10 protein-coding genes are annotated in these 13,852 nt (G+C 66.9%); 5 read left to right on the forward strand and 5 right to left on the reverse strand.

Annotated features, from left to right (window positions below; genetic code table 11):
* Positions 1 to 8: 8 nt before the first annotated feature.
* Positions 9 to 1,520 carry a glycerol kinase GlpK gene (gene glpK, locus ACH438_RS30385; RefSeq protein WP_397011353.1) on the forward strand — a complete coding sequence of 504 codons (1,512 nt, stop codon included), beginning with the start codon at positions 9 to 11 and terminating at the stop codon, positions 1,518 to 1,520.
* A gap of 82 nt (positions 1,521 to 1,602) precedes the next feature.
* Positions 1,603 to 2,436 (forward strand): DUF72 domain-containing protein, encoded by an 834-nt coding sequence (locus tag ACH438_RS30390; protein ID WP_397011355.1) that lies wholly within the window; start codon positions 1,603 to 1,605, stop codon positions 2,434 to 2,436.
* 47 nt (positions 2,437 to 2,483) lie between these two features.
* Here ACH438_RS30390 and ACH438_RS30395 read toward each other — a convergent pair whose 3' ends face one another.
* Positions 2,484 to 3,356, reverse strand: a complete 873-nt coding sequence (locus ACH438_RS30395) for a hypothetical protein (protein WP_397011357.1) — start codon at positions 3,354 to 3,356, stop codon at positions 2,484 to 2,486.
* Positions 3,357 to 3,451: 95 nt separating this feature from the next.
* Here ACH438_RS30395 and ACH438_RS30400 point away from each other — a divergent pair, with 95 nt between their 5' ends.
* Positions 3,452 to 4,057, forward strand: a complete 606-nt coding sequence (locus ACH438_RS30400) for a class I SAM-dependent methyltransferase (RefSeq protein ID WP_397011359.1) — start codon at positions 3,452 to 3,454, stop codon at positions 4,055 to 4,057.
* Positions 4,058 to 4,147: 90 nt separating this feature from the next.
* On the forward strand, positions 4,148 to 5,572 hold the full coding sequence (locus ACH438_RS30405) for a WGR domain-containing protein (RefSeq protein WP_397011361.1): 1,425 nt from the start codon (positions 4,148 to 4,150) through the stop codon (positions 5,570 to 5,572).
* A gap of 1 nt (position 5,573) precedes the next feature.
* Here the strand turns inward: ACH438_RS30405 and ACH438_RS30410 are convergent, their stop codons facing one another.
* The 3 genes from ACH438_RS30410 to ACH438_RS30420 form a co-directional block, all read right to left on the reverse strand.
* Complete coding sequence (locus ACH438_RS30410) at positions 5,574 to 6,077, reverse strand: PaaI family thioesterase (protein WP_397011363.1); 504 nt, start codon at positions 6,075 to 6,077, stop codon at positions 5,574 to 5,576.
* Between the two features lie 231 nt (positions 6,078 to 6,308).
* Positions 6,309 to 8,894: an ATP-dependent Clp protease ATP-binding subunit gene (locus ACH438_RS30415; protein ID WP_397011365.1), complete on the reverse strand. Its 2,586-nt coding sequence runs from the start codon at positions 8,892 to 8,894 to the stop codon at positions 6,309 to 6,311.
* A 141-nt stretch (positions 8,895 to 9,035) separates the two neighbouring features.
* A complete protein-coding gene (locus ACH438_RS30420; protein WP_397011367.1) occupies positions 9,036 to 9,266 on the reverse strand; it encodes a hypothetical protein in 231 nt (76 codons plus the stop codon).
* Positions 9,267 to 9,531: 265 nt separating this feature from the next.
* Here ACH438_RS30420 and ACH438_RS30425 point away from each other — a divergent pair, with 265 nt between their 5' ends.
* On the forward strand, positions 9,532 to 13,356 hold the full coding sequence (locus ACH438_RS30425; RefSeq protein ID WP_397011369.1) for a BTAD domain-containing putative transcriptional regulator: 3,825 nt from the start codon (positions 9,532 to 9,534) through the stop codon (positions 13,354 to 13,356).
* Positions 13,357 to 13,471: 115 nt separating this feature from the next.
* On the opposite strand, the gene ACH438_RS30430 is transcribed toward ACH438_RS30425, so the two are convergent.
* Positions 13,472 to 13,816, reverse strand: coding sequence for an Lsr2 family protein (locus ACH438_RS30430; RefSeq protein ID WP_397011371.1), 345 nt, complete (start codon positions 13,814 to 13,816; stop codon positions 13,472 to 13,474).
* Positions 13,817 to 13,852: the final 36 nt, after the last annotated feature.

Raw genomic sequence — 13,852 nt, forward strand, 5'->3', positions numbered from 1 at the left:
ATCACCGCATGACGCAGCGATACGTGCTGGCGATCGACCAGGGCACCACCTCCACCCGGTGCATCCTGTTCGATCAGCGCGCCCGGCTCACCGGCGTGGCGCAGCGCGAGCACAAGCAGCACTACCCGCGGCCCGGCTGGATGGAACAGGACGCGCTGGAGATCTGGCGCAATGTGGAGCGCATCGTTCCTGCGGCGCTGCGGGATTCGGGCATCACGGTGGATCAGGTGGCGGCCGTCGGCATCGCCAATCAGCGAGAGACCACCGTGGTGTGGGATCGGAGCACCGGGACGCCCGTCAAACGCGCCATCGTCTGGCAGGACGTGCGCACCGAGGAGCTGGTGCGGAAGCTCGCCGAAGACCCGCGCGCGGAACGCATCCGGGAACTCTGCGGTCTGCCGCTGGCCACCTACTTCGCGGCGCCCCGGCTGCGCTGGATGCTCGACCACGTGCCTGGACTGCGCGAGCGCGCCGAGCGCGGCGAGGTGCTGTTCGGGACCATGGAGACCTGGCTGATCTGGAATCTCACCGGCGGGGCCGACCACGGAGTGCACGTCACCGATGTGACCAATGCGGGGCGGACGCTGCTGATGAACCTGTCCACACTGGAGTGGGACGACGAGCTGTTGCGGTTCTTCGACATTCCGAAGGCAATGTTGCCGAAGATCGAACCGTCCACCGGATCGTTCGGGACCGCCCGGCGGGTCACGCCCGGAGTGCGGATCGCGGCGGCGCTCGGGGATCAGCATGCCGCGCTGTTCGGGCAGACCTGCTTCGCGCCGGGTGAGACCGAATGCACCTACGGGACAGGCGGATTCCTGCTCAAGAACACCGGGCGGGAGCTGGTGCGGTCCAAGCACGGGTTGCTCACCACCATCGGCTATCAGGTCGGGCCGGATCCGGTGTACGCACTCGAGGGGCCGATCGCTGTCACCGGCTCGCTGGTGCAGTGGCTGCGGGACAATATCGGGCTCATCTCCAGTGCGCCGGAGATCGAAACCCTCGCGGGGACAGTGGAAGACAATGGCGGGTGCTATCTCGTTCCCGCGTTCTCCGGACTGTATGCGCCGCACTGGCGTAGTGACGCGCGCGGACTGCTCATCGGGCTGACGTCGTATATCACCAAGGGGCACATAGCCCGGGCCGTGTTGGAGGCGACGGCGTGGCAGACCCGCGATGTCGTCGAGGCCATGAACGCCGACTCCGGGCTGTACGCCGAGGCGCTGCGGGTCGCGGGTGGCATGACCTCGGACAACCTGTTGATGCAGATCATCGCGGATGTGCTCGGGATTCCGGTCATGCGCCCGATCGTGGCCGAAACTGTGTCTCTCGGTGCGGCTTACGCGGCAGGGCTGGCGGTGGGGTACTGGCCGGACCTGGAGGGCTTGCGTTCCAACTGGCGGCTGGCCGCGCAGTGGATGCCGCGGATGGATCCGGCGCTGCGCGAGGAGGAGTACGACAATTGGCGGCGCGCAGTGGAACTCACCTTCGGCTGGCTGCGGCCGCGTGATCGGACATAACACTCTCGCCTGATTTGTCGCAAATGCGCGACTATCCGGCTGCCCGCCATACGCCACACGAGCGGGTACTAACGTTGCTGATATGCGGCTTTACGTGGGATGCGCGATGTGGACACATCCGGAGTGGCAGGAGAAACCCCTGCCCCCGGCGGAACGTCTGCGCTCCTACGCCTCCTGGTGCAATGCGGTCGAAGGCAATACGACCTTCTACGCGACCCCGCAACGCCGGACCGTGGAATCCTGGGCGCGGCAAACCGACCCGAAGTTCCGTTTCGTAATGAAGTTGCCCCGCACCGTCACCCACGAACGCCGCCTCACCGGCATCGACGGCGAAATGACCGCCTTCCTGGACGCCATCGAACCCCTCGGCCGGCGACTGCACGCCCTCTGGATCCAACTCCCAGGCACCTTCACCGACCTCGCCGCCCTCGCCAACCTCCTGGACGGTCTCCCCACCCAGTACCGCGCCGCCGTCGAGGTCCGCCACCCCGTCTTCTTCGAAAACCCCCGCGCCACCGCCCAACTGGAAGCCCTCCTGGAACGCACCGGCGCCGAATGGATCCCCTTCGACACCACCACCCTCTTCGCCACCCCACCCACCAGCCCCGCCGAATACGAAGCCGGCTCCAAGAAACCCCGCCTCCCCCGCCGCACCCGAGCCCTCACGGAATACCCCATAGTCCGCTACCACGGCCGAGACGACGAAACAGCCACCATCGCCGGCTGGCAACCCTGGGTAGACCAAACAGTCACCTGGCTCCAAGAAGGCCGCTCCCCAACCATCTTCATCCACACCCCCGACAACGCCTCCTCCCGAACCCTGGCCCGCCGCTTCCACGACGAAGTAAAAGCCAAACTCCCAGCCCTAGCTCCCCTCCCGGTCCCCCTCCCAACAGACCCCCCAACCCTCTTCTGATGGCCGAGTGGCACATGAGGTTCGCAAACGCCGAGAGAACCCGTCCCTCATGTGCCACTCGACCGCCAACCCCGGTGGGTTAGGGCTGAGTTGACTCTTTCCAGGATCAGGTGGGGGGCGTGGGTCAGGTGGCGGGCGCTTACTCGGATCAGGGTCCAGCCGAGGGTGGGGAGGATGGCGTAGCGGTCTATGTCGCGGGTGTGCTGGTTGCGGTCGGTCCAGTGGTGGGAGCCGTCGTATTCGACGCCTACCTGCCATTCGCGCCAGCCCATGTCCAGGCGGGCGAGGATCAGGCCCTGGTGGCGGATTCGGATCTGGGTCTCGGGGGTGGGGAAACCCGCTGCACGCAGGAGCATTCGGGTGCGGGTCTCCGGGATCGATTCGGCGCCACCGTCCACATGGGGGAGCACAGTGCGGAGGGCGGTGCATGCCCTCGCTCCCGGGTGCAGGTCGGCGAAGCGCGCGATTTCCTCGGGTGTGAGTGCCGTGGCATTGCAGAGTGCGTCGAGTACCTCTATGGCTTCGGCGAATTCGAGCCGGCGACCCAGATCGAAGGCCGTGCGCAGGGGTGTGGTGCAGCGAAAACCGTTCCGCCAATGGATATCGGATTCATCGATGGTGTCCCGATGGACCCGGACTCCGGCCGGTGGCCGGGCGCGACGATCGAGCACGATCTCGGCGGGCTTGTCGTCGAGCCATTTCGTACCGTGCAGGGCAGCAGCCGAAAAGCCGGAGAGAATTCCCGCACCCTTGGCCCAATGCCCCAGCGCTTGGGCTCGCCCGCAGGCATCCAGCCGGACCCCTTTGGGCACATACACATCCGGGAAGACGCGCTCGAAATCCATGCGCAATTCCCGTTTGGTCAGCAGTCCGGACTGTATGGCCCAGCTCCCCGGAAACGGCTCACTCGTCTCCCCCATGTGGTCATTTTCCCGGAGAAATACACGCACCCAATAGTTGTCCCCAGAAAATCTGCGTCTCCACATCCGGTGCCGGCAGCTGGCAGGATGGCGGGATGTCGGTGCCTGATTCGGAGCGGTGGAACGGGAACATTCACTATCACGGAGTGCTGGTCGACGCGGTGGCCGGTGCGAAGAGCATGCTCGACGTGGGGTGCGGGGAGGGAATGCTGGCTCGGCGGCTACGGGCGAGTGGGGCCGAGGTCACGGGAATAGATCTCGACGAGAACGGGATCGAGCTGGCGAAGGAACAGTCGCCCGATGGGGAGATCAGCTATCTCCAGGGGGACTTTCTGACGTATCCGTTCGAGCCGGAGTCGTTCGACGGGATCGTGTCGGTGGCGACCCTGCACCATATGGACGAGGCGGCGGCGCTGGCCCGGATGCGGAACTTGCTGCGACCGGGCGGGACAGTGGCGGTGGTGGGGCTGGCGCGGGATACGTTGCCGGCGGCCGTGCCGTGGGCGATCGCCGCCATCGCGGCGCGTACCTGGTATCGGTTCTCGCGCACGGAGTGGGGGCATCCGTCGCCGATCGTGTGGCCGCCGCCGCGCACGTATGGTCAGGTCCGCCGGGTCGCCGGGAATGTGTTGCCGGGCTCCAGGTTCCGGCGGCACGCCATGTGGCGGTACTCGATCGTGTGGACCAAGCCGTCCGTTTGATCGTTCTTATCGGGCATCGGTGGGGCGGATGTCGGTGGGGGTTGGTAGTTTTCGCGGCATCACGAGTTCGGCGATGCACGGAGTGGGCGGATGAGCGGCGACGGCGTTACTTACCTGGAACTGTCGGAGGACAGCGGGTCGGCGCACAAGTTTTACGAGGTCATTGTGGCGGGGACACAGGTGACCATTCGGTACGGACGGATCGGGGAGCCGGGGCAGACGAAGGTCAGTTCCTTTGCGTCGGAGGAGAAGGCGCGGGCCGCGGCCGCCAAGAAGGTCGGGGAGAAGGTGCGCAAGGGGTATGCGCAGGCCGTGATGGGGGCGCGGGCGGCACGGGCCGTGACGCGGCGGGTCATGGTGAGTCAGCGGTCGACCGCGAAGTCGGCGCCGGTGCTGTGGCGATTCGATTCGGGGGCTGCCGCGTTCGGGATCTTCGTGGACGAGCGGCGCTGCTGGGTGGGCAATGAGAACGGCGATGTGTTCACGCTGACGCCCAGCGGGGAGGTGACGGGGCGGTTCCGGCTGCCGGACGCGGTCAAATGCATTGTCGCCGACGATTTCTGGATCTATGCCGGCTGCGATGACGGGCGGGTGTACGACCTGTCGGGCAAGGTGCCGCGCGCGGCGTACGACATCGCCGCCGATGTCGACATCTACTGGCTCGACATCCACGACGGCACGCTCGGGGTATCGGATCGGCAGGGCGGGCTCACCGTCATCGACCATGAAGAGGAATCGCTGTGGTCGCGCCGCAGCACCGGTGATTCCGGCTGGATGGTGCGCATCGACGATTCCGGTGTGTACCACGGGACTTCGACCGGTGTCACCGCCTACGACCTGGCCGACGGCAACAAACGGTGGCATGTGCGCACGCGCGGGGACGTCCTGTTCGGCTGGCAGGAGAGCGACGCCGTCTACGCGGGCACCAGCGCCAACCAGGTGCGCATGGTCGCCAAGGACGGCCAGGCCGAGCGCGACTATCAGTGCGACGCCGCCGTATTCTCCTGCGCCACTTCACCCGACGGCCGCTACGTGTTCGCGGGTGACAATTGCTCCTCGGTCTACTGCTTCGATGACACGGGGCGGCGGCTGTGGAAACTCGGCACCGGCTGCGGGTCCGCGTACTCCATGCAGTATCACGACGAGAAGCTGTACCTGGTCACCACCAGCGGCGTACTGGCCTGCCTGGATGTGAGCGAAGCCGCCATCCGCGACGCCGAACAGGGTGTGCTGCCGCAGACCGTGTCGATCAAGGCGCCGGAGATCTCCGCCGTGATCCCCAGCGCCACGGTCGAATTCACCAGCGAGGCCGGTGACGGCATCGTCGTGGAATGCGTCCAGGAGGCGGGCACGCTGCGGGTGCACGTGGTCTCGGCCGGCTATCAACCCTCGTGGAATGTGCAGTTCCCGCGTGAGATCCGTGAGGCGGGCGCGCGCTATGTCGTCGACGCGGTCGCCGAATCCGGGCGCGGCGGGTTCTACCGGGTCCGCGGCGATATCCGCCGGCTGCGCTGAATCACGCTCCCACGCTGGACAATTCCCCCGGACTCGCGCCGAAGCGCTGAAAGTGTTCGGGGGAAACCGCGACGAATATGGCCCGGCCGGTGGCGATCACGGTATCGCCATCGGTCAGGACCGTATCGATGAAGAACTTGCGACCCTCGCGGGCCGTGAGGCTGGAAGTTACGGTCAATTCCGCATCGAGTCGCGCGGGTGACCTGAAATCCACCTCGAGCTTGACGGTGACGGCGGGCTGCTGGAGTGGGATGAGAACCGCTCCCGACGCCTCGTCGAGCGCGGCCGCGACGATTCCGCCGTGCGCCACCCCCGGCGCACCCTGATGGCGCAGATCCATGGTGAACACGCCGCGCACCAGGTCACCTCGACGCTCGAAGACGATGCGCGGAGACGCCGGGTTGGACGAACCGCAGCCGAAGCAGCCGGGGTGATGTGACGGGAAAGGTCCCTCCGCGAAAAGGTCGCCGAGCGGCAGCGGCGTCCCGACGCGATCATCATCCATACCAAGAAGTTAACGCAGATTCGATACTGATGCGAGGCCGGGCAGCACGCGGCCGGGCATGCCGATCGCACGGAACGCCGCCACCGCGCCCTGTCGTCGCAGGAAACGCCACACCGGAAGAAGTTCCCGGCGCGGCGTTCTCGTCCGCGGTCCCAGTGTCGTCGACCTCGCGATATCCGCTTCCGGGCGAGGACACGGGCCGAGCATGCGCGGGCTGCCGCGAGAGGGCAGTCAGCTCTTGCCGGATGCCTTACCGCTCGACTTGGCCCGACCGGTCGCCTTTCCGTGACCGTTGCTGCCGGGCTTGGGGTCGTCGGATTTGGTCTTGCCGGTCTTGCCGACGGTCATGATCGAACTCTCGCTGGTCTTCGCGCCCTGACGGTGGATGGCTTCGATCAGCAGGCTGTCGGTGCCGACGTCCACGCGGACGGTGTCGCCGGGCGCGAGCGCGCCTTCCAGGAGTTGTTTGGAGAGTTTGTTGTCCAGCTGGCGCTGGACGGTGCGGCGGAGGGGGCGGGCGCCGAATTCGGGTTGGTAGCCGTTGTCGGCGAGCCAGTCCATGGCCTTGTCGGTGACATCCAGGGCGATGTCCTGGGCGTGCAGGCGGCGGCGGGTGCCTTCCAGGACGAGGTCGACGATATTGCGGAGCTGCGACTTGTCCAGGCGGTGGAAGATGATCTGCTCGTCGAGGCGGTTGAGGAACTCGGGCCGGAAGTGGGTGCGGAGGCGTTCTTCCAGCTGCGGCGTGATCGAGTCCAGGTCACCGTCTTTCGCGGACAGGATCAGGTCCGAGCCGATATTGCTGGTGAGGATGACGATGGTGTTCTTGAAATCGACCGTGCGGCCCTTGGAGTCGGTGACGCGGCCGTCGTCCAGCAGTTGCAGCAGCACATTGAACACGTCCGGATGCGCCTTCTCGACCTCGTCGAAGAGGATCACCGAATACGGTTGCCGCCGAACCCGATCGGTGAGCTGCGCGGCATCGTCGTAGCCGACGTAGCCGGGCGGGGCGCCGACCAGCCGGGACACCGTGTGCTTCTCCTGGAATTCGCTCATGTCGAAGCGGATGAGCCGGTCCTCGTCACCGAATACGGCCTGCGCCAGCGCCTTCGCGAGTTCGGTCTTGCCGACGCCGGTGGGGCCGAGGAACAGGAACGAGCCGATGGGCCGGTTGGGATCCTTGAGTCCGGCGCGGGCGCGGCGCACGGCCTCGGAGACTGCGACAATGGCCTCGTCCTGGCCGACGACCCGTTGATGCAGGTGCTCTTCGAGTTTCAGCAGTTTCTGCTTCTCCTCGATGGTGAGGTCGGCCACCGGGATACCGGTCTGGCGCGAGATCACCTCGGCGATATCGGTGACGGCGACCGTGGGTATCTCGGTGCGGTCGTGTTCGTATTCGGTCTTCTGTTCGGTCTTGGCGATCTGGGCCTTGAGCTTGGTGGCCTTCTCGTAGTCTTCGCCGGCGACCGCGGCGTCCTTCTCGCGGTTCAGCCGGGCGAGTTCCTCGCTGAGTTCGCGGACCTTCGGATCCGGTGTGCGCGTGCGCAATCGGACGCGGGCGCCGGACTGGTCGATGAGGTCGATGGCCTTGTCGGGCATGAATCGATCGGTGAGGTAGCGGTCGGAGAGTTCGGCGGCGGCGATGAGCGCGTCGTCCTCGTAGCGCACCTGATGGTGTTCCTCGTAGACATCGACGAGGCCGCGCAGGATTTCGATGGTGTCGGACACCGACGGTTCGGCCACCAATACCGGCTGGAAGCGGCGTTCCAGGGCCGCGTCCTTCTCGATGTACTTGCGGTATTCGTCGATGGTGGTGGCGCCGATGCAGTGCAGCTCGCCGCGGGCCAGGGCGGGTTTGAGCAGGTTGCCCGCGTCCATGGAGCCCTCGCCGCCGCTGCCCGCGCCGACGATGGTGTGCAATTCGTCGATGAAGACCACCAATTCGTCGGAGTGCGCGCGTACTTCGTCGAGGATCTTGGTGAGTCGTTCCTCGAATTCGCCACGGTATTTGCTGCCCGCGACCAGGGAGCCGACGTCCAGTGCGACCACGCGTCTGCCGTCCAGGGTGGCGGGCACGTCTCCGTTCACTATGCGCTGGGCCAGGCCCTCGACGATGGCGGTCTTACCCACGCCCGGATCGCCGATGAGCACCGGATTGTTCTTGCGGCGGCGGGACAGGATCTCGACGGTCTGCTCAATTTCCTTGGCGCGGCCCACAACCGGGTCGACCTTGCCGGCCCGCGCCTCGGCGGTAAGGTCACGGCCGTATTCGTCCAGGGTCGGAGTCTCGCTGGGTTCCTTCGGGCCGTTGGTGGTCGGAATCTTCGCGCCCGAGAGGGCCTGGGCGGCAGGGCTTTCCGGGATGGCGGCGATGCCGAGCAGAATGTGTTCCGGGCCGATGTAACTGCTGCCGGCCTCCGCGGCGCTGCGCTGCGCATTGCGGAGGGCAGACTTGGCGGCCGGGCTCAGCGCGAGGGCGTGATCTCCGCCGTGCGCGCCGACGCCGCTGCCGGCGGCGGTGCGCATCTGTTCGCGCAATTCCTTCGGGTCCCGGCCGATTTCGGCGACGATGCTCCGGGAGGGTTCGATATCGGCGGCTGCGTAGAGCAGGTGCTCCGGTGTGATTTCGGAATTGCCCCATTCGTGGGCGGCGGCGCGGGCGCCGTCCACCACCTGTTTGGCGCTCTCGCTCAGCAGGCGGCTCAGGTCGGTGCGCTGAACCGGCGGTTGCAGCGACATTCCATTGCCGAAGAATCGCTGGAAAATGTCGTCGAACGAATCGAAGGAGCCCCTCGAACCTGGCCAACCCTGAGTCATGTGCACCTCGCGGCATCGGGTGGCGCGACGACAACTCGGGAAACCTATGGAGCCTGCCGACGCGTCAACGAACGGATGGCTAAACCGTCCTCCACACTAATCGCCGCGTATCGGATCACAACCCGCCTCGGTGAGATCGTTTCAGCGGCCGGCGCCGACCATCGGGGTGAAAGGCGCGTAGTCGCGGACGTGCCCGTCCGTCCAGTCCCACAGGGACATCGGGTCGACCTCGACGCCCCGCTGCAATACCAGCCGCCAGCCGTCTTCCTGCTTCTCCCAGATGTCGCCGTCGCGGTCGACGTAGTACCCCGCCCGTTCGGGTTCGACTCCGGGCTCTCCGAATCCACGTGATAAATGCGGTTGCTGGTGCATGACGACCAACCCCTTCCTTCAGGTTGCTTCCAACCGAAAGTATCCGACGCGTCTCTTCCGGTTCACTTCCGGTCCAGTTGTGCGACCCCCGCTTACTGTTAGCATCACGAATGAAATTCCGTACCACACGGTTTGATTGGCCTCTTTACGCGTTCATAACGCTTTAACAACAATTGAGCAACCTTTTGGCGTCTCCGACTTTTTGCGGGATAGTGGCCTTCTTCTAGCAAACGTCCAGTTTGCCGCGGGGCCGAGGAGGGCGCTGATGACCGGAGCGGAGCTCAGAGTGTTGGGGCCCCTCCAGCTGTCCGTCGCAGGCCGCGAAGTAGCCCTCGGCACGCCCATGCAACGCAATGTGCTGGGCCGCCTCATAGTCGCTCACGGCCAGGTCGTCACCACCGAACGACTCATCGACGATCTGTGGTCCGGGCAACCTCCGCCGAAGGCCGCCTCGGTGCTGCAGGTACACATCCACACCCTCCGGCGACTCTTCGAACCCGACCGGCCGCGGCGGGCGCCATCCAGGTTCATCGTGTCCAAATCGTCCGGATACGCATTGAAGATCGCCGAGAAGGCCGTCGACGCCTGGCATTTCGAAGAACAGTTGCGAAGCTATCAGGAACTTCTCGGCAACCCTGAAACCCGGCCCGATCCACTCGCCCGCAATGCCCTCCTGGATGCCGCGCTCACCCAATGGCGCGGGCCCGCACTGGAAGCCTTCGCCGAAGCCGACTGGGCCGCACCCGAAGCCGACCGGCTCACCGACCTGTATCTCACCGCCGTCGAACTCAATGCGCAGACCGAACTCGAACTCGGGCGGCCCGGCGAAGTGGTACTGGAACTGAGGCAGCTGGTCGAGGACCATCCGGGGCGCGAGGGCATCGTCCGGTTGCTGGCCCTCGCGCAATATCGGCTCGGCCAGCAACTGGAAGCGCTCACCACGATTCGGCGATCCCGCGAATTCCTCGGCGCCGAATTCGGCGTCGACCCCGGGCCCGCGCTGCGCACCCTGGAAGTCGCGATACTCAATCACTCCGCCGACCTCACTCCGGCGGGCGGGCCCTCCCGCATTCCGATCGAACTCATCACCGCCACCCACGCGACCGCCGACGGCGCCCAGGCCGGCACCGAAAAGACCAGCAGCACTGGGTATTCCAGCCAGCTGTCGGAACTGCTCGACATCGCCGAGACCGCTCGCCGGGGCCGGCTGCGACTGGCCTGGATCACCGGGCCGCCCGGAATCGGCAAGACCACCCTGACCGAAGCCGCCCTCACCACCCTGGCCACCACGGGCTGGACCACCGCCGCCGGCAGCTGTTCCGAAATCGACGGCGCACCCACCGCCTGGGCCTGGTCCGAACTGCTCGCCGAACTCGACGACACCGACCTCACCGCCATACCCACCGGCGGCGACGCCTTCGCCATCTCCCGCGCCGTGACCGAACAATGCAGGCGGGCAACGGCTTCCGGACAGGTGGCGCTGCTGCTCGAGGATGTGCACCGCGCCGATACGGCCACGCTGCAGGTACTGCGGCAGGTGGCGAACTGGCTGCGGGACGAACCCGTGCTGATCCTGATCACCGTACGGCGATGCGAAGGCGGACCGGCCGTCGCGGATACCGCCGCCGCCCTCGCCCGGTACACCGCGACATGGGTGGAGTTGAGCGGACTGGATGCGATGGCGACCCGGCAGGCGGCAATGGCGGCGGGACTGACCACCATCGGGGACGAACTGCTGGCGCAGCTGCACACTCGGACCGGCGGAAATCCGCTGTTCGTAAGGGAATTGGCGAAACTTGCCGCGGCGCGGGGCGGCGGGCGGGAGCCCCTGCCGCTGGAAGAAGTGCCGGATTCCATTCGCGAACTCGTCGACAATCGCATCGCGCAACTGCCGACCGGAGTCACCGAGGTGCTGCGGCACGCGTCGATCTGGGGCGCCGAGGTCGAGCTGGGGATTCTGAGCCTGGCCTCCGGAATCGCCGAGGACGCGCTCATCGACCTGATCGCCGCCGCCGAGGCCGCCGGGCTGGTGACCACCGGGAGCACCGGCAGCATCCGCTTCCAGCACGAACTGCTACGGGACGCGGTGTATCTCGGCATTCCGGCGCTGCGCCGCGGCCGCATGCACTGGACCGCACTGGAACTGCTGGAACAGCACGCCGACGCCCACCCCGCCGTCGCCCGCGACCCGGATGTGCTGGCCTGGCACGCGATTCGCGGAGCCAGCTCCGAAACCGCCCGGCGCGCACTCGGATACGTGCGGGCCGCCGCCGAACGCCGCATGGCCCGCCAACTGCGCAGCGCCACCGTCCGCCTGCTGCAAGCCGCCGTCGACCTGCACGAACTGGCCGGCGACGGCGCCGAGCACGCGGACCGCGCCGACCGCCTCGCCTTCTTCGAAGTGCGCTGCCTGCTGGTAACCGCCCTCGCCTACGACAACCGCCACCGTGAGGCCCGAGCCCAGCGCCGCCTCGCCCTGGACCTGGCCGACCGCCTGAACGACGACGACCTCCGCACCCGCGCCCTCACCAGCTGGCGCGCCCCCGTCATCTGGGCCATCCGCGAATGGCGCAACCCCGACCACCGCATCCGCCGCGCCCTCGCCCAGGCCCTCGCCCGCCACGGCGCCCCCGACTGGACCCTCCCCCTCCTCACCGCCTACCCCGGCGCCCCGGACCTCCCCGCCCACAACCTCCTCGCCGCCCGGCACACCCTCCAAGCCGCAGCCCCGAGTCTTACCGCAGCAGAACGCATTTCGATCCATGCCCGCGACGCAGCATGGTCCCACGATTCGGCAACACCGCATGAAGCGATAACAACCCGCGCCTCAACCATGCCGGGCAATACGGTGGCAGCACGCGATTCGGCATCGATACACGACACGCACACCGCGTGGGACTCGGCAGCGCTGCAGGATCAGGCGGCGGGTGGTTCGGCGGCGCCACACGTCTCTGGGGTGGGGCGCGACTCCGTCTCAGCGGCGGGAGGCGATTCAGTGGCAGCACGTGACTCGGCGGCAGCGCGTGGTTCAGTGGCGGAGCGTGACTCGGCGGCGGAACGTGGCTCGGTGGCGGCGCGGGATGCCGTCCCGGCGATCGGGGCGGCCGGGGGTGGGGACGATGATGCGGTGTTGGTGCGGTTGTTGGTGACGGCGACGTTCGAGACTGGGCTGGTGGAGTCAGGGCTTGGGCATCGGCTGGCGGAGTTGGCGTTGGGGTTGGCTCGGAGGGTGGGGGATGCGGAGTTGTTGTGTGCGGCTATCGATGCGATGGCTTATTTGCAGCATCAGTATGGGGACGAGTTTGCCGGGCTCACAGTGGAATTGGAGCGGACGGCGGCGCGGGCGGGGCTGGCGGAGTATCAGGCGCTGGCGCATTATCTGGCGTATCGGGCCGCCGTGGCGGAGGCCGATCTGCGGGAGGCGGGGCGGCGGGTCGCGCTTGCGGTGGAGTATGCCGATGAGGGGCAGTTGCAGCAGTTGCTGGATATGGTGAGTTGTTTCGCGGCCACCATGGAGCTGCTGCGGGGGGATGTGGGGGTGGCGGCGCGGCTGTACGAGCAGTTCGCTGCCCGGGCCATCGCGGCGGGGAATCCGAATCAGGCCGATTCCGAGTTGTTCTGCGCTGCCGCCGTCGCTTGGTCGCGGGGTGATCTCTCGGTGCTGCTGGATCGGCTCGCCGAGGGGTATGCCGCGCTGCCGGCCGCCTGGGCGCAGGCGTACACGCTGGCGCTGCTGCACGCTGGAGACCGCGAGCGGGCGCGGAGTGTGTTCGAGAGCGCGGATCCGATTCGCACGGGGCTGTATCCGGTGCTGATGGCCGCGCTGCGGGCCGTGGCCGCGGTCGAGCTCGGCGATACCGCGGAGATGCGGGTGCTGTACGACTATCTGGCGCCGCATACCGGCACGGTGATCGGCATCGAAACCGGCATTACCGAATTCGGCCCGATGGACACCGTCCTGGCCGCCCTCGCCGAGGCGCTGGGTGATGCGGCCGCCGCCACCGTGCATCACGAACGCGCGCGCCTGCTGCTGGAACGCGTCCGATCGGAACTCCCGGCCGCCCGCGACGCACTGTTGCGAGCCGCCTGACCCGCGGCAATTGCGGCGTCCCGAATCATCACATGATTGGTGGATATGGGAAGAGCCGGTGGGTACCCACCGGCTCTTCCCAATTCTCACCGCCGTGGCGGGGAATATTCCTGCGCTATTTCTTGGTGCGCTGGTAGGCCTCCACGATCTCGGCCGGGATACGGCCGCGCGAGGAAACCTGGTGACCCTGGCCGCGGGCCCACTCGCGGATCGCGGTGCTCTCCTCGCGGTCCACGGCCGGGCGGGTGCGACCGCCGGGCGTCACCTTCCGCTTGCTGGAGCGACCGACCTTGCGAGCCTTATCGGTCCACTTCTCCAGGGACTCGCGAAGCTTGCCGGCGTTCTTGTTCGACAGATCGATCTCGTACTCATTCCCGTCGATCGCGAAAAAGACGGTTTCGTCTGCCTTCGATTCGCCATCGTAGTCGTCAACCAGCGTTACGGTGACTTTCTTCGCCATGGACTGCCCTTCCACGTGTGAGGTGCCGCTATTCGC

The sequence above is a fragment of the Nocardia sp. NPDC020380 genome (assembly GCF_044386975.1).
In the GTDB taxonomy this organism is placed as follows: Bacteria; Actinomycetota; Actinomycetes; order Mycobacteriales; family Mycobacteriaceae; genus Nocardia.

Excerpts from the sequence above, each read along its gene's own strand:
- glpK (WP_397011353.1), top strand. The coding sequence starts at position 9 with ATGACGCAGCGATACGTGCTGGCGATCGACCAGGGCACCACCTCCACC.
- ACH438_RS30390 (WP_397011355.1), top strand. The coding sequence starts at position 1,603 with ATGCGGCTTTACGTGGGATGCGCGATGTGGACACATCCGGAGTGGCAG.
- ACH438_RS30395 (WP_397011357.1), bottom strand. The coding sequence starts at position 3,356 with ATGGGGGAGACGAGTGAGCCGTTTCCGGGGAGCTGGGCCATACAGTCC.
- ACH438_RS30400 (WP_397011359.1), top strand. The coding sequence starts at position 3,452 with ATGTCGGTGCCTGATTCGGAGCGGTGGAACGGGAACATTCACTATCAC.
- ACH438_RS30405 (WP_397011361.1), top strand. The coding sequence starts at position 4,148 with ATGAGCGGCGACGGCGTTACTTACCTGGAACTGTCGGAGGACAGCGGG.
- ACH438_RS30410 (WP_397011363.1), bottom strand. The coding sequence starts at position 6,077 with ATGGATGATGATCGCGTCGGGACGCCGCTGCCGCTCGGCGACCTTTTC.
- ACH438_RS30415 (WP_397011365.1), bottom strand. The coding sequence starts at position 8,894 with ATGACTCAGGGTTGGCCAGGTTCGAGGGGCTCCTTCGATTCGTTCGAC.
- ACH438_RS30420 (WP_397011367.1), bottom strand. The coding sequence starts at position 9,266 with ATGCACCAGCAACCGCATTTATCACGTGGATTCGGAGAGCCCGGAGTC.
- ACH438_RS30425 (WP_397011369.1), top strand. The coding sequence starts at position 9,532 with ATGACCGGAGCGGAGCTCAGAGTGTTGGGGCCCCTCCAGCTGTCCGTC.
- ACH438_RS30430 (WP_397011371.1), bottom strand. The coding sequence starts at position 13,816 with ATGGCGAAGAAAGTCACCGTAACGCTGGTTGACGACTACGATGGCGAA.